This is a genomic window from Synechococcus sp. UW86, assembly GCF_900474085.1.
Lineage (GTDB): Bacteria > Cyanobacteriota > Cyanobacteriia > PCC-6307 > Cyanobiaceae > Parasynechococcus.
The window spans coordinates 78586-94174 of the sequence record NZ_UCNU01000017.1; the positions used below are offsets into that span (position 1 = coordinate 78586).

General features: G+C 60.3%; 15 protein-coding genes and 1 tRNA gene. 8 read left to right on the forward strand and 8 right to left on the reverse strand.

The window, feature by feature from the left end; translation table 11 throughout:
- Positions 1-18: 18 nt before the first annotated feature.
- From DXY04_RS08735 to DXY04_RS08750, 4 genes are read right to left on the reverse strand one after another with little or no spacing between them, the layout of a single operon-like run.
- On the reverse strand, positions 19-1002 hold the full coding sequence (locus tag DXY04_RS08735; protein ID WP_115161769.1) for a GlcNAc-transferase family protein: 984 nt from the start codon (positions 1000-1002) through the stop codon (positions 19-21).
- Positions 999-1778 (reverse strand): dihydropteroate synthase, encoded by a 780-nt coding sequence (gene folP, locus DXY04_RS08740; RefSeq protein WP_244278634.1) that lies wholly within the window; start codon positions 1776-1778, stop codon positions 999-1001. Before folP ends, DXY04_RS08735 begins: the two co-directional genes overlap by 4 nt.
- A gap of 43 nt (positions 1779-1821) precedes the next feature.
- Positions 1822-2553, reverse strand: a complete 732-nt coding sequence (gene tpiA / locus DXY04_RS08745) for a triose-phosphate isomerase (RefSeq protein WP_115010249.1) — start codon at positions 2551-2553, stop codon at positions 1822-1824.
- Between the two features lie 32 nt (positions 2554-2585).
- The gene (locus DXY04_RS08750) at positions 2586-2783 is read right to left on the reverse strand and encodes an RNA-binding S4 domain-containing protein (RefSeq protein WP_115161771.1); all 198 of its coding nucleotides are present in this window, start codon (positions 2781-2783) and stop codon (positions 2586-2588) included.
- Between the two features lie 39 nt (positions 2784-2822).
- Between DXY04_RS08750 and DXY04_RS08755 the strand changes: the two genes are divergently transcribed.
- Together DXY04_RS08755 and DXY04_RS08765 are read left to right on the forward strand one after the other, a co-directional pair.
- Positions 2823-4568 carry an ABC transporter ATP-binding protein gene (locus DXY04_RS08755; RefSeq protein ID WP_115161772.1) on the forward strand — a complete coding sequence of 582 codons (1746 nt, stop codon included), beginning with the start codon at positions 2823-2825 and terminating at the stop codon, positions 4566-4568.
- 464 nt (positions 4569-5032) lie between these two features.
- Positions 5033-5266 (forward strand): DUF6447 family protein, encoded by a 234-nt coding sequence (locus DXY04_RS08765; RefSeq protein ID WP_115161773.1) that lies wholly within the window; start codon positions 5033-5035, stop codon positions 5264-5266.
- A gap of 64 nt (positions 5267-5330) precedes the next feature.
- Here the strand turns inward: DXY04_RS08765 and DXY04_RS08770 are convergent, their stop codons facing one another.
- The 3 genes from DXY04_RS08770 to carB are packed head-to-tail and all read right to left on the reverse strand — an operon-like array spanning position 5331 to position 10764.
- Positions 5331-6683, reverse strand: a complete 1353-nt coding sequence (locus DXY04_RS08770; RefSeq protein WP_115162198.1) for a sodium:alanine symporter family protein — start codon at positions 6681-6683, stop codon at positions 5331-5333.
- 56 nt (positions 6684-6739) lie between these two features.
- On the reverse strand, positions 6740-7405 hold the full coding sequence (locus DXY04_RS08775; RefSeq protein WP_115161774.1) for a DUF3386 domain-containing protein: 666 nt from the start codon (positions 7403-7405) through the stop codon (positions 6740-6742).
- Between the two features lie 35 nt (positions 7406-7440).
- Positions 7441-10764: a carbamoyl-phosphate synthase large subunit gene (gene carB / locus DXY04_RS08780; protein WP_115161775.1), complete on the reverse strand. Its 3324-nt coding sequence runs from the start codon at positions 10762-10764 to the stop codon at positions 7441-7443.
- 104 nt (positions 10765-10868) lie between these two features.
- Here carB and DXY04_RS08785 point away from each other — a divergent pair, with 104 nt between their 5' ends.
- From DXY04_RS08785 to DXY04_RS08810, 6 genes are all read left to right on the forward strand, one after another.
- Positions 10869-11504, forward strand: coding sequence for a DUF3318 domain-containing protein (locus DXY04_RS08785; protein WP_115132050.1), 636 nt, complete (start codon positions 10869-10871; stop codon positions 11502-11504).
- Complete coding sequence (gene rsfS / locus DXY04_RS08790) at positions 11497-11853, forward strand: ribosome silencing factor (protein WP_038554011.1); 357 nt, start codon at positions 11497-11499, stop codon at positions 11851-11853. The genes DXY04_RS08785 and rsfS overlap by 8 nt, the downstream gene beginning before the upstream one ends.
- Positions 11854-11864: 11 nt before the next feature.
- Complete coding sequence (locus DXY04_RS08795; protein ID WP_115010212.1) at positions 11865-12359, forward strand: CGLD27 family protein; 495 nt, start codon at positions 11865-11867, stop codon at positions 12357-12359.
- Positions 12360-12375: 16 nt separating this feature from the next.
- Positions 12376-13344: an asparaginase gene (locus tag DXY04_RS08800; protein WP_115161776.1), complete on the forward strand. Its 969-nt coding sequence runs from the start codon at positions 12376-12378 to the stop codon at positions 13342-13344.
- 45 nt (positions 13345-13389) lie between these two features.
- Positions 13390-13466, forward strand: a tRNA-Met gene (locus DXY04_RS08805).
- A 59-nt stretch (positions 13467-13525) separates the two neighbouring features.
- The gene (locus tag DXY04_RS08810; RefSeq protein ID WP_170951379.1) at positions 13526-15169 is read left to right on the forward strand and encodes a GMC oxidoreductase; all 1644 of its coding nucleotides are present in this window, start codon (positions 13526-13528) and stop codon (positions 15167-15169) included.
- Here the strand turns inward: DXY04_RS08810 and DXY04_RS08815 are convergent.
- Entirely contained in the window at positions 15150-15416 is a 267-nt protein-coding gene (locus DXY04_RS08815; RefSeq protein ID WP_115161778.1) for a DUF2811 domain-containing protein, read from the reverse strand. The two genes, DXY04_RS08810 and DXY04_RS08815, sit on opposite strands and share 20 nt — an antisense overlap.
- Positions 15417-15589: the final 173 nt, after the last annotated feature.

Consider the following 15589-nt stretch of genomic DNA (forward strand, 5'->3'; position numbering starts at 1 on the left):
CGATGAATGATGGGCAACTCAGGCTTTCAAAGCCTTGAATTCTGCATCTCTTGCGGCTTGGCTGATCGCTGCCGTTTTGAAATCAACTCCAGCCCATTGTTGATACATCGCCAGGCTGCGTTTTCTCCCTAATCCGAAGGGTTTAAGTTCGCCATGCTCATCATTCAAGCAGCGGATTGATGCCGGTGCTTTGTTGAGGCTGCCGAGCAGTGTGTGCACACGTTTGAGTGCACGAAGGTTGTAATCGTGCCAATTGCTGTGATCGCCCCAATGGGTGGCTGCATGCTCTTGATCGGTATGTTCTGTCTTGTAGAGATGAAACAGCAGCAGGCGATTCGGGGCGTAGATGTTGAAACCCGAAGTCCACAGTCGTGCCGACATGGCAATCTCTTCGCCATAGAAGTAGAGCTCGGGGTCGTAGGGCACGTCGCTCACGATTGAGCCCGGGCCGAACAGGAATCCTCCGGCGATAAATGCCCCGGGGATGGGACGATCAGGTTGTTCTTCTGGCAGTTGGAATCGGCTGATGCCTCGCAGTTTGAGAATGCCGTAGGCATCGAAACTGGCAGCTGCCATCACAGGCAGGGTTGATGTCTGCAAACGGCACGGCTGTTGAAAGCCGTTCGGGTAAACACTGAGAACGGCATGCTCATCGCTGCATTCCCTCCAGGTCGTCAGCAACAGGTCATCCCAGTGCTCCACGGCCCGCATGTGGCTGTCGATCTGCAGCAGAAAGTCTTCCCCGCCGTAAATACCCTGAGCTTGTCGACGGGCCCAGCAGGCTCCGCGGCTTTCAGTTGCATCGAACTTGATGCACTTCAGGTGTGGATGATCCGGAAATGCGCTGGTTCCCCAGTGCGGCGGATCGTCAGCCGCCAGTTGCAGGCAGATGCCGAAGCGCAGGCGCTCTGGCTGGGCTGCCCGCTGAATCAGGTTGTGCAGTGTGGCCGGGAGATCTGGATCCCTGTATGCCGCGATCTGAACAAAGATCGTGGAGCTCACCAGAGTGCAGCCGCCATCCGCAGCGTCTGGCTGATGGGGCCCACATCGTGCACCCGCAGCATGGCAGCACCCGCCTGGGCGCAGCGGCAGGCCACGGCAGCTGTTCCCCAGAGACGCGCTTTGGGTTTGGGTTCATCCAGCACGGCACCGATGAAGCGTTTGCGTGAAGGGCCGATCAGCACCGGTCGCGGCCCTGCAGTGAGTTGTTCCAGATCCCTCAGCAGCTGCAGGTTCTGCTCGTGGGTCTTGGCGAAGCCGAGACCCGGATCCCAGATGATTTGGCTTTCATCAACGCCGGCTTGAATCGCAGCTTCACTGCGCTCCAGCAACGCTTCTTTCACATCTGCCACGACATCGGCATAGGTCGTGAGCTGATCCATGGTTTGGCTGTCGCCGCGGCTGTGCATCAGCACCATCGGACAGCCCGCATCGGCGACCACCCTCAGCAGATCGGGATCCCGACGGCCACCACTTACATCATTGATCCAGTTGGCCCCTGCTTCCAGTGCCTTGGCGGCCACCGGCGCCAGAAACGTGTCGATGGAGATCAGTGCCTCTGGGCAGCGCTGCCGGATGCTCTTCAGCGCTGGTAGGAGCCTCCGCAACTCCTCTTCGGCGCCCACCTCCTCCGCTCTGGGTCGGGTGCTTTGCGCCCCGAGATCCAACACGTCCGCACCACGGCTCAGCTGCCGTTGAGCTTCAGCAAGGGCTCGTTCGCTCGCCAGAAATCTGCCTCCGTCACTGAAGGAATCCGGGGTGACGTTGATCACCCCCATCACGGCTGTGCGTTGGCCCCAACCCTTAGGCCAGCTGCCTGAATCAGGCCGCTTGGTAGTTGGCAATCCGTCCAAAGCTTTCGGGCTCCAAAGAAGCACCCCCCACCAGCACCCCGTCGATATCGCTCATGCCCATCAACTCATCAATGTTGCTGGGTTTGACGGAGCCGCCGTACTGAATCACCAGATCGGGGGAGCCCACCCAGCTACGGATCAGACCACAGATGCGGTTGGCTTCTTCGGCTGCGCAGGTCTTGCCTGTGCCAATCGCCCAGATCGGTTCGTAGGCCACCACCAGTTTCTCGGCATCGAGACCCTCCAGGCCCTGCTCGATCTGACGGCGGATCACCCGTTCAGCTTCGCCCCGCTCGCGCTGCTCATCGCTTTCGCCAACGCAAACGATCGGAATCAGACCGTTGGACTGTGAGGAGCGGGCCCGGTGGTTGATCTGTTCGTCGCTTTCACTGAAGTATTTCCGCGGTTCGCTGTGGCCCACGATCGTGTGGGTCACCCCGTGCTCCTTGAGCATGGCTGGGGAGATCTCCCCAGTGAAGGCTCCCTGGCCTTCCCAGTGCACGTTCTGGCTCGACAGACAGACCCGGGAGTTCTGGCTGAGTTCCGCCATGGTCGACAGCGCCGTGAAGGGTGGTGCCAGCACCAGGTCGCGGTCGTCCGGGGTGTCAGCAATCAGTGGCAGGAAGGCTTCCATGAACTCCCGCGACTGGGCACAGGTCATGTGCATCTTCCAGTTGCCAGCGATCACCGGTCTGCGCACGCCTTGCTTCCCCATGGAATGTGGCAGCCAACTTACGGCCCGGTCGCGTTTTCACCCCCGACAACGGACTCCTCACCAGCAAGCACAACCCGATCTCCCGGGGAAAGCTGACGTCCCCGCCGGGTTTCAACGCTTCCATTCACCTCCACTTCACCCATCTGGATGCGTTGCTTCGCTTCACCGCCGGTGGAGACCCAACCCTTCCATTTCAGGAACTGATCCAGCTTCATTGGGCAGAGTTTTGAGCTCACCATTGATACTGTGCCGCGATGCTGACCCCATCTCAGGCCGGATTCCGCCGGCTGCTGCCGTTGCTTCGCCCCCACCTGCGGGAACTGCTCTGGGGGGGCTGCTGCATGGCGATTTACGTGGGCAGCTTTCCATTGCTCGTGCAGCTGGCCGGGGACTTGTTTCCCGCGCTGGGGTCGGGTGACCTGGCTCGCGTGCTTCAGCTGATCGGGCTGGCGTTGCTGATCTTTGCTGTTCAGAAGATCGCCCAGTTCGGTCAGGACTCGCTTCTTGCCGGGCCTGCATTGCTGGTGAGCCAGGACTTACGGCGTGATCTGTTCCGCCGCCTGCAGACCGTGGAGCTGGGGGCACTGGAGAAGCTCTCGGCCGGTGATCTCACTTACCGCTTCACCGAAGACGCCGATCGCGTCAGCGAGGTGCTTTACAAGACCATCCACGACACGGTCCCCAGCGTGCTTCAGCTCATTGCGGTGCTGGGGATGATGCTCTGGCTCGACTGGAAGCTGACGCTGTCCATCCTGCTGCTGGCGCCGGTGATCGTCTGGCTGATCAGTCTGTTTGGTGCGCGCGTGATGGCGGCCACGGAACGCAGTCAGAAAAAGGTGAGTGAACTGGCCGGTCTGCTGGGTGAGGCCATCGAAGGTTTGCCCCTGGTGCGTGCTTTTGCCGCCGAGCCCTGGCTGCAGGACCGTTTCGAGACGGAAATCGATCAACACCGGCAGGCCCGCCACCGCACCTACAGCCTTGTGGCGCTCCAGCATCCGGTGGTGGGCACCATCGAGGTGGTGGGTCTGTTTGCCGTGCTGGCCCTCGGAGCCTGGCGAATCCAGAGCGGTGATCTGAGTATTGCCGGGCTGAGCAGCTACCTGACGGGGCTGATCGTGCTGATCGATCCCATCGCCCACGTCACCAACAACTTCAACGAATTTCAGCAGGGTCAGGCATCACTGCGACGTCTGCGGGAGATCGAGCATCAACCCCAAGAACCGAGTGATCCGCTCGATGCAGTGCCCCTCGGACATGTGAAAGGCGACTTGCGTCTTGAGGCGCTCACTTTTTCCTATCTCCCTGGTCAGCCTGTTCTTGATCAACTGAATCTGAATGTTCCGGCTGGATCTGTCCTGGCCTTGGTGGGACCCTCTGGTGCTGGTAAGAGCACCCTCTTCTCTTTGCTGCTGCGATTCAACAGTGCTCAGCAGGGGCGGATCTTGCTGGACGGGGTCGACCTCAGCTGCATGAGGGCTCGAGATCTACGCCAGAGGGTTGCGGTGGTACCTCAGCGCACCACCGTGTTCTCAGGCACGGTCGCTGAAGCGATCCGTTTTGGTCGTCACGCCACCGATGAACAGGTGGCTGACGCTGCAAGGCTTGCCAATGCTTACGACTTCATCCAATCGCTGCCGGACGGCTTCAACACGCTGCTGGAAGAGCGTGGAAGCAACTTGTCTGGAGGACAACTGCAGCGCATCGCGATCGCACGAGCGGTCTTGGGTGACCCAGCAGTGCTGTTGTTGGATGAAGCCACGAGCGCACTCGATGCCGAGGCTGAGGCGTCGGTTCAGTTGGGCCTAAAGCTGGCGATGGCTGATCGCACCGTCATCGTGATCGCTCATCGTCTGGCGACAGTTCAAGAGGCTGATCAGATCGTTGTTCTCGAGCGTGGTCAGATCGTTGAGTTAGGTTCCCATAAGGACTTAATGCTCTCCAAAGGTCGTTATCGTGATTTCTGTGAGCGTCAAATTATTCGGGGAGTTGAGGACTCTTGACAGAATCCATTCCTGAAAAAAATATTTCCAAGCCCTTTAAGCCGCAGGCTGATACCTCTTTGTCGTCAGTCTGGGAGTACAGGTTAATACATATCAACATGAATCCCGTAAAACAAGCGGATTCTCCTGGGCAAGCCAATCCAGAAGCGGCGAGTAAAAAAACTACAAGGTTCGCTTAGCCCGGAATTTATTAAAAAAGAATTTCCAGATCTCTATAAAAATTAGCGTCAATCTCGTCAGCCACGCCATCCAGCTGAGCAACTTCAGGATTTTTTGAGCGAGATGGGGAGGAGTTCCTGGGAATTAATCAATATTAGTGAATTAGGTCCTCTTCAGATGTTTTTCTTTAAGCGGCTGAAGCCAATTGCATCCAGTCAGTCAGGGTTGCAAGAGAAAAAGGTTTCAGGCTCCGGTGCTTCAGATCAGGGCTAGTCTTTAGAGGTTTGATTAGTCCTTCAGCAGCAATGAGCAGTTCAGTGCAAACCGACAACCCTGTTTTGACCTTTGAGGGTAAGCGCTACGACCTCAATACGCTTCCCGATGAGCTCAAGGAGCTCGTGCGTGGCATGCAGGTTGCTGATGCTCAACTGCGGATGCATGAAGACACCCTCAAGGTTCTGGCGGTGGGTCGTCAGAGCTTGGCGACTCAGCTCAATGAAAGGCTCAAGTCTGTGACTCCGTTGCCCGATCAGGGTTGATTGACTGCCAACAAAAAAGGGGGGCTCAACAGCCCCCCCCTTTTTTTAGTGCTCTTCGTTCTGCTCAGTCGCTGAAGCTGTAGGCCTTGGTGAGTTTGAACACGGTTCCGGAAAGCAGGATCAAGGCCACGAGGTTGGGGAGAGCCATCAGGCCATTGAGGGTGTCGGCAATCGACCAGATCACGCCGCGGTCTCCGGCGACAGCACCGATCACGACCACAGCCACCCAGGTCAGACGAAAGGGCAGCACGGCGGAATCACCGAACAGGTAGGTGGTGCAGCGTTCGCCGTAGAAGCTCCAACCGAGGATGGTGGTGAAGGCAAAGACCACCAATCCCAGGGTGACCACCACGCCGCTGCCGGCGATGCCGGTGTTGAAGGCAGCGATGGAGAGGTCTGCGCCGCTGAGTTTGTCGCCGGCTGCATCCAGGATCAGATTGGCTTTGGTGGTGATGATCACCAGGGCGGTCATCGTGCAGATGATCAGTGTGTCGATGAAGGTGCCCAGCATGGCTACCGTGCCCTGACGAACGGGATCGTCGGTTTTGGCAGCCGCGTGGGCGATCGGAGCACTGCCCAGGCCCGCTTCATTGGAGAAGATGCCCCGTTTGAAGCCCATCAGCACCACCTGACCGAGGGCCCCACCGGCAGCTGCTTGGCCGGTGAAGGCGTTGGAGAAAATCGTGGCGAAGGCTTCAGGCACGCTGCCCAGATTGGCCAGCAACACCAGAAGGCATGCCGCGACGTAGAGGATCGACATCAACGGAACAATGGCGGAGGCCGCCTGGGCAATGCGTTTGATGCCCCCGATCACAACAGCGAAGACCAGGGCCGCCAAAACGACTCCGGTCGCCAGCTTCGGGATGCCGATCAGGCTCAAGGCAGACGACACCTCAAAGGCCTGAACCCCATTGCCGATGCCGAATCCCGCCAGCATGCCGAAGAGGGCAAACAGGCCAGCCATCCAGCTCCAGCCGCTGCCCAGCCCGTTGCGGATGTAGTACATCGGCCCACCCACGTGGTTGCCGTCTCCATCGGTTTCGCGGAACTGAACCGCGAGCACCGCTTCGGCGTACTTGGTTGCGATGCCGAAGATCGCGATGATCCACATCCAAAAGACGGCACCAGGTCCACCAACGGCGATGGCCCCCGCCACGCCGGCAATGTTTCCCGTGCCGATCGTGGCCGACAACGACGTCATCAGCGCTTGGAAGGGGGTGATCTCCCCTTCCGTTTGTGATGCAGCCGGCCGAAGCATCATCGAGATGCCATAGCCCAGCCGATGTAGCGGCATGAACCGCAGGCCCACCATTAGAAGAATGCCCGTCGCGGCAATCAAAAGAACGGTGGGCCATCCCCAGACGATGCTGTTGATCGGGCCATTGATGGCCTGAATGGTCGACTCGACTCCGCCCATGCCTTTCAACAGGTTTGGGCGGATGGTCTCATAGCCGGCCTGCACCGGCAATCAACTCAGAGCGATTCGAGATCTTCAAAACGGAAGGTCTGGCTGCCGGCGGGGGTATCGCCATGGGCCTCGGTGGTCACAACCCGCTCGGTCAGCACCCAGGGGCCATCTCCAGGAAGAGCAGCGAAGCTGTCTTTGAAGCTGCTGCGGCCGCCCCGGGCTTCTCCCGTTGCCGGGTCGGCGTACTGACTGGTGTAGGTGTGGCTGAGGTAGCCCGCACCCGTGTCGGTGACATCAGTGGTGTAGATCGTCACGACGGTGCCGTGGATGTGGCGGTGAACCATGGTCACCACGTCATCTTTGATGCGGTACTTGTCCCCTTCACCCTTGCCGCCGACGAGCACTTCGGTTCCCACTTCGTTGGTGTCACCGGCGGTGAAGGTGTTCTCACCGTGGGTCTGCTCGAAGCTGCGACGCACGCGATGGATCGCGACTTCCCAGAGCTGGGAAGTCACCGCCTTGAGGATCTCTTCGTTTTCAATGCCGTCCACTTTGGATTTGAGATCGGCACCGATCTCAAACGTGCCCTCGACTCGTTGATCGCCCTGTTGCCAGATGCAGCGGCCGCGATAGCCGGAGAATCCAGGCGCCCAGGTGTAGCGGTTCTCGTAGGCGCGACGGAAGTCATCACGCAGGTCGCTTCCAGGCTTGACGGGAACGGAGGCTGTCACAGCGTTGAGGTGGCTCCCGCAACCCTACCGGTGGCCTAACGCTGCATGGCGTGCACGTCCTGCAGGGCATGGATGCTGAGCCTCGGCTGTTGCTGGAGAGCTGAGATCGCCTCCACCGCTGCCCGTGCTCCCGCGAGGGTCGTCACCGTTGGAACGGCGTAATCGAGCGCTGCCCGACGCAGGTACTTGTCGTCATGGGCAGCTTGGCGGCCAATCGGTGTGTTGATCACCAACTGCACCTGATTGGAGCGGATCTGATCCTCGATGTTGGGGCGCCCCTCGTGCACCTTGAGCACCGATTGCACCTTCAATCCCGCGTTGGCGAGCGCCTGAGCCGTGCCTGATGTGGCCGTCACATCGAACCCGAGTTCGATCAGCCGAGCGGCGATGGGCACCAGCGCCTGTTTGTCGCGGTCGTGGGTGGAAAGGAACACCGTCCCCTGGGTGGGCAGCGCTTCTCCAGCACCGAGCTCAGCCTTGGCATAGGCCATGCCGAAACTGTCGGCGGATCCCATCACCTCCCCCGTGGAGCGCATTTCCGGCCCCAGCACCGTGTCGGCCCCCGGGAAGCGCCGGAACGGCAGCACCGCCTCCTTGATCGACTGAAGCGGCGGCTTCGGCTCGCTGGTCATGCCGATGTCGGCCAGGGTTTCGCCCGCCATCAGTCGGGTTGCCAGGCGAGCGAGAGGTTGACCTGTGGCCTTGGCTACGAAGGGGACCGTCCTGGAGGCGCGGGGGTTGGCTTCGATGATGTAAACCACTTCCGAGCCATCAGTGTTGCGCTGCACGGCGAACTGGAGGTTGATCAGACCCCGCACCTGGAGCGTTTGCGCCAGGGAGCGACTCCACTCGCGAATCGTGTTCAGTGCCGCCTCGCCGAGGGAAACCGACGGCAAGCAGCAGGCCGAGTCGCCGGAATGGATTCCCGCCGGTTCGATGTGCTCCATCAGCCCACCCACGATCACAGCACCGGTGTGATCGCAGAGGGCGTCCACGTCCACCTCAACAGCGTTTTCGAGGTACTGGTCAATCAGCACCGGATGGTCGGGCTCCACCTGGACGGCTTCGCGCATGTAGCGGTTGAGTTCCTCTTCGTCGAACACCACTTCCATGGCCCGTCCGCCAAGGACGTAAGAGGGACGCACGACGACCGGGTAGCCCACTCGTGTGGCCACGGCCCGTGCTTCCTCTTCGCTGCGTGCCAAGCCGTTGCGGGGTTGGCGGATGTTCAGATCGCGGAGGATGGCTTCGAACTGTTCGCGGTCTTCGGCCCGGTCGATTGATTCAGGGGAGGTGCCCCAGATGCTGGTGCCCGTGGCGCGTCCTTCATCGCTGTCCAGCCAGTGCAGCAGAGGAATCGCGAGTTTCAGAGGCGTTTGTCCACCGAATTGGACCACCACGCCATCGGGACGCTCCGCTTCGATCACATTGAGAACGTCCTCCAGCGTGAGCGGTTCGAAGTAGAGGCTGTCGCTTGTGTCGTAATCGGTGGACACCGTTTCCGGATTGCTGTTCACCATCACCGTTGTGATCCCTTGATCCTGCCCGGCAAAGGAGGCATGGCAGCAGCAGTAGTCAAATTCGATGCCCTGCCCGATTCGGTTGGGTCCACCGCCGAGGATCATCATCTTGCGGCCGTCCTCGCGACGACTCACCTCGGATGAAGCGGGAAGGGGCTTGAGAGATCCGTCGGCCTGCAGGGTCTGCAAGGGACGCTCGTAGGTCGAATAGTGATAAGGAGTGGAGGAAGCGAACTCCGCCGCGCAGGTGTCGACGGTTTTGAAGACGGCGCGCACATCGAGCTGATGGCGCCGCTGACGCACCGACAATTCGTCGCTTTTGGTGTGCCAGGCGATCTGTCGGTCTGAAAAACCGAGCTGCTTGGCTTCAAACAAGCTGTCGGCATCCAGCTGATCCAGGCTTTTGCCCTTGATCAGCCTGGCCTCCGCCTCAATGATCCGCCGCAGTTTGGCCAGGAACCAGGGGTCAATCCTGCTGATCCGATGAATCTCCTCATCGCTGCGTCCGCGCACCATCGCCGTTCGCACGCTGAGGATGCGCTCCGGAGAGGGGGTCCTCAGCTGACGTTCCAGCTCAGCATCCGTGAGTTCCGGTTCCTCCCGGTCGCCTCCCCAGCCCGAGAACCCGGTTTCCAGGGAACGCATGGCTTTCTGGAACGACTCTTCGAAACAACGGCCGATGGCCATCGCTTCGCCCACCGATTTCATTGAGGTGGTGAGCACCGCCGGACTGCCTCGGAATTTTTCGAAGGCGAAGCGCGGGATTTTGGTGACGACGTAATCGATCGTCGGTTCGAAGCAGGCAGGCGTCTTGCCGGTGATGTCGTTGAGGATTTCGTCGAGGGTGTAACCGACGGCGAGGCGAGCGGCGATCTTGGCGATCGGGAAGCCGGTGGCCTTGCTGGCCAAGGCCGACGATCGGCTCACCCTGGGATTCATCTCGATCACCACGACGTCGCCGTTGTCGGGATTGATCGCGAACTGGATGTTGCTGCCGCCCGTCGCGACACCGATCTCCCGAATGATGGCGATCGATTGGTCCCGCAACCGTTGGTATTCCCGATCCGTGAGGGTCTGGGCCGGAGCCACCGTGATCGAATCCCCGGTGTGCACCCCCATGGGGTCGAGGTTTTCGATGCTGCAGACGATCACGACGTTGTCCGCCAGATCACGCATCACCTCAAGCTCGAATTCCTTCCAGCCCAGAAGCGATTGCTCGATCAGAATCTGAGATACCGGACTCGCTTCAAGCCCGCTCTTGCAGATTGCTGCGTATTCCTCGGGGTTGTAGGCAATGCCCCCGCCACTTCCCCCCAGCGTGAAGGCGGGCCGGATGATCCGGGGGAAGCTTCCGATCGCGGCACCGACGGCTTCAGCTTCTTCTTGAGATGAGGCGATGCCCGAAGGGCAGACCTTCACCCCGATGCGCTCCATGGCCTGCTTGAACAGCAGACGGTCTTCCGCCTTCTGGATCGCTTTGAGATCGGCACCGATCAACTCAACGCCAAAGCGTTCGAGGGTGCCGTTTTCCGCCAGGGTGACCGCCAGGTTGAGGGCGGTCTGCCCCCCCATGGTCGGCAGCAGAGCATCCGGGCGCTCCTGCTCGATCACCCGTGTCACTACGTCCGGCGTGAGCGGCTCGATGTAGGTGCGATCGGCCATTTCCGGGTCGGTCATGATCGACGCCGGATTGGAGTTGATCAGGATGACTTCATATCCCTCGGCTCTGAGGGCCTTGCAGGCCTGGGTTCCGGAGTAATCGAACTCACAGGCCTGGCCGATCACGATCGGACCAGATCCCAGCAAGAGAATGCGACGCAGATCAGACCGCCTCGGCATGGGAAATCGTCCTTGGCCAAACAGATCAAGCCTCTCACGCGGCCTCGCCCCAACTGGGGGACTTGGCCTCGCTACGGTGAAGGGAGATCAGCACCAGAGTTGCAATGAGTGAGCTCCAGCGCCTGAAGGGGCTGCTGCCACCGGAAATGCAGAGCTGGGTGTTTGTGGAATCAGCTGCTGCAGTCGATCCTCCATTGATCACCCTTGAGGAAATCGGCCGGGATGAAGTGGAGATCCAGGTGGATCTCGAGGAATGGGATGCCCTGGCGTTGGATCACCGCAATTTGCTTTTTTGGCATGAAGTTGGTCGGATCCAGAACGACACAATTCCCCGGGACGGTTGGGAGATGGCTGCTCTGGCCATCGGCCTCGGAGGTGCCATCGGTGAATTGTGGGTTCAGGACGGCCTGCTGCTGTTGATGGCCCTGGGCCTGTCCGGTTTTGCGGGGTATCGGCTTTATCTGAAGAACAATTCCGAAAAACGCCTGCAGGACGCCATCAGTGCAGACGAGCGCGCTATCGATCTGGCCTGCCGATTTGGTTACAGCGTGCCGAATGCCTATCGCAGTCTTGGGGGCGCGTTGAAGGAGCTGGTCGAAAAGACCCGTAAGAAGCGCCGCCGCAGCTACTACGAAGACCGGCTTGAGGCGCTGCGCAAGAGTGCCAGTAAGGCCAGAGCTGAAATGGCCCAACAGGAGGGCTCACGCAGCTCCGTTACCAGCGAGAACGTTTATGGATAGCGAAAAGCTTGCTGAACTGGTGGCCGATGCCTGCGATGACCGCAAGGCCACCGACATCCGTCTGATTCGTGTGGATGAGGTGTCCAGCCTGGCGGATTGGATGGTGATCGCAGGCGGTCAGTCCGACGTTCAGGTGCGTGCCATTGCCCGGTCGGTTGAAGACCGCCTGGAAACTGAGGCAGACCTGCTCCCCTTGCGTAAGGAAGGGCTGAATGAGGGGCGCTGGGCGCTTCTTGATTACGGCGATGTGATCGTTCACGTGCTGATGCCCGATGAGCGCGGCTACTACGACCTTGAGGCGTTCTGGAGTCACGGCGAAAGCAGAACCTTCTTACCGTCGGTGAAGTAGCCGCTTGATCCATGCCAGAAGCGGTGTCCTGCCCGGTTCCACCGGAGCAGCGGCCTCTTGAGGAGTTTCAACAGCTCTGCGAGTCGTGGTTCTTCTCCTGGCCAGCGGGTCAGGAACCTCGCCTGAGCCAACGCCTAGCAGGCTTCTGGCTGCTGATGTTGCCGGTGTGCAGCCTGATCGCCAGTGGTAGTTGGACCTTGAAGCAGGATCCGCCCCGGCTCCTGGCCGCAGCCGCTGTGGCCGCTCTTGTGCTTCCCCTGCTGTTGCTGGTGCGGCAATGGCTGGGCTGGACCTACGTCATGCAGCGGCTTCTGCGTGAGTCCGTCGACTACGAGGAATCCGGCTGGTACGACGGGCAGACCTGGGAAAAGCCTCTGTCTTGGCGGGAACGCGACCTGCTGGTGGCCCGGCATGAGGTTCGTCCGATCCTGGGTCGTCTGGGACGGGCCATGGCTACCTCAGCGGGTTTGATGCTGGCCGGTGCCAGTCTCTGTCAGGCTCTCTGAACCAATCGGGGTTCCGATGACTTTGCCCTCGGGCTTCAGCCCTGCAGCCCGGTCCGGGTCAGCCCCTCTTGAGGTCTGCTTGCGGCGCGGATCGATCATGGAATCGGTGCACCGTGTTCATGCCGTGGTCTGTGATGGCCGAGGACGGGTGTTGATGTCGGCAGGACATCCAGGCATGGAAAGCTTCATTCGTTCGGCTCTGAAGCCCTTTCAGGCCCTGCCGTTTCTCAGCAGTGGCACCGCTGACCAGCTGGATGTTGATGAACGGGGCATCGCCATCAGCTGCGCGTCCCATGCGGGCACCAATGCTCACGCCCGGGAAGCCTTTCGGTTGCTCTGGAAAGCGGAGTTGGACAGCGCATCACTTCAATGCCCTGTGCCGAATGGGGCTGACAGTCCGCTTCAGCACAATTGTTCCGGCAAGCACGCTGCCTTCCTGGCCACCAGCCGAAAGATGGGCTGGTCGATCGAGACCTATCTCCAGCAAGACCACCCGCTGCAGGTCGAAGTGAACCGCAGGGTCGCTGAACTGATCGGCTTGCCTGCTGAGGAATTGGTTGCCGAACGGGATGACTGTGGCGCTCCCACCCTGGTGTTGCAGTTGGCTCAGATGGCCTTGCTCTATGCCCATCTCGGTGCCTCACAACATGCTGAACTCGAGCAGATCAGTCGGGCGATGCTTAGTCACCCCGACCTTGTGGCTGGTGAGGGTCGTTTCGACACCGAGCTGATGCGGCGCAGCCACGGTCAGGTCCTGAGCAAGGGCGGTGCAGAGGGCATTCAATGCCTCAGCCGCGTGGGTGAAGGTCTTGGAGTAGCCATCAAGGTGGAAGACGGCTCCCGTCGTGCCAAGCAAGCGGTTGCACTGCATCTCTTGCGTCAACTCGAGTGGCTCACACCCATGGGGCTAGACGAGCTCGATGAGCAGGTGCTGGTCGTGAACCCGAGCGTCAAGCTCAGCGTGTCCGGCGCCTTGCAGTCGTGACTTTGCTGTCACCTGCGACACCGACATGTATGATTTTTGGGTCGCCGCGGGGTAGAGCAGTCTGGTAGCTCGTCGGGCTCATAACCCGAAGGTCGGGAGTTCAAATCTCCCCCCCGCCACCAACTCTGATTGAATCAATAATCTCCCTTTCGGGAGATTTTTTTTTGTCTGTCGTACCTCCATGAGCAGTCGCTCCATGAACTGCTATGGCCCCTGGGACGCCATTGTTGTTGGCTCGGGAGCGAGTGGCGGCGTGGCCGCCATGACCCTGGCTGAAGCAGGAGCTCGGGTGCTTGTGGTGGAGGCAGGACCTGACCTCAACAGCACGCAAGCCTTCGGGGCTGAACCGGGAAATCTGCTGCGTCGGATCGTGGGCCTGACCAGCGGCAGCCATCTCCAGCAGTCCCAGCATCCCGGCTACTGGAAAGCCAACCCTCGTCTGTATGCCGACGAGCGTCTGCATCCCTATGAGCACCCGGCGGATCAGCCGTTTCTGTGGACGCGAGGCCTGCAGGTTGGCGGCCGCAGCCTCACCTGGGGTGGCATCACCCTGCGTCTCTCGGATGAGGATCTGGCCGGTGTGGATGTGGAGGGTGAACAGGTCCGTTGGCCGTTGCGCAGCGGTGAGCTGACACCGCACTACGCCGAACTGGAGCGCTGGCTGGGCGTTCGTGGTGGGCGCGATGGTTTGCAGCATCTGCCGGACGGTGAAACGCAACCGGCTCTGGCGGCGACGCCGGCGGAAAAGCGTTTTGCTGATGCTGTGCGGCAACGGTTGGGCTATCCCGTGATCCCCTCGAGGGGGTTTGGTCCGGCGCCGCAGGGAGAAGATCCCGCCTGGCCCCGCTCCAGCAGTCGCGGCAGCAGCCTTCCTCGCGCCATGGCCACAGGACGCACCCAGCTGCTCTCTGCTCATCTGGTGGAGCATCTCTTGATGGATGCCGGCGGAGACAAAGCCATTGGTGTGGTTGCCGTTGACCAATCCAATGGCAACCGCAGGGAGTTGAAGGCGGATCTCGTGGTCTTGGCCGCTTCCACGATTCAGACCGTCTCCATCCTGTTGCGCTCCCGTCGTGGTGAACAGAGCAACGGTTTGGACGACCCTTCAGGACGACTGGGCACACGCTTGATGGACCATGTCTCCACATCGCAGTTTTTTGCCTTCCCCGAGCCTGTTCAGGGGGAACAGCCCATGCTCACGGGCGCTGGAAGTTTTTTCGTTCCGTTTGGCCGACACCTGCCATCGGCTGATTTTCAGGGCGGCTATGGCCTCTGGGGTGGCATTGGACGGTTTGATCCGCCGCGATGGTTACGTCGTCGCCCTTCAAGCATCACCGGGTTTCTGATTGGTCATGGCGAAGTTCTTCCCAGGGCTGACAACAGGGTGACCCTGAGTGAGCGCACGGATCGCTGGGGTGTGCGTGTTCCCTCGATTGCCTGCCGTTGGAGCAGCAATGAACTGGCCATGGTCAGGCACATGCGTACCTCGATCCAGGCCTGCATCGCTGCCGCCGGAGGCGAAGCCAAATCGATCAAAGACCTCTTTCACCTCCCCTTGGTTGAACCTTTCCTGGAGGGTGCTGTTGCGCTGTCTGAAGGTGCAGCCCCCCCTGGGTACTACATCCATGAGGTGGGAGGGGCTGCGATGGGGGGAAGCGAGACCAGCAGCGTCGTTGATTCCTCCAACCGTCTTTGGCGTGCGCCCAACGTTCTTGTGGTGGATGGCGCCTGTTGGCCGACGTCGGCCTGGCAGAGCCCAACGCTGACGATGATGGCCTTGAGCCGTCGGGCCTGCCTGCTGGCCCTCAGTGGTCGGGGCGGATGAACAGATCGTCGAGATAGCGCTCGGTCACGGCGCGGTCGTCACAGCCGTTCTGAAACAGGAAGTGGGCAAGAGCAGAACTCATCACGCGGTATTGGTCCCAGTTGGGGTGCTCTCCGATGAAATCCTTCATGCCTCGATAGAGCACCTCGGGGATTTCCGTCTCAAGGCTCACGTAGCTGGCTTTTGAAGCAGTTCCGCGCTCCGTGGTTCCCATTTCATGACATCGCTCGAGGTGATTTCGATCCATTCCGTCCAGCTTGTCCCTGTTCAACGCCCACCAAGAAAGCCACACAACCGGCGCTTGCGTCAAAGCCGTCGCCATTTGTTGAATTGCGGGTGAGACGAGATGAGACAGCCGTCAGTGACTGGGTTTGGGAGTACGGGAAGTGACGAGGCGCGGTTGCTTTAGGCCGAATAGAC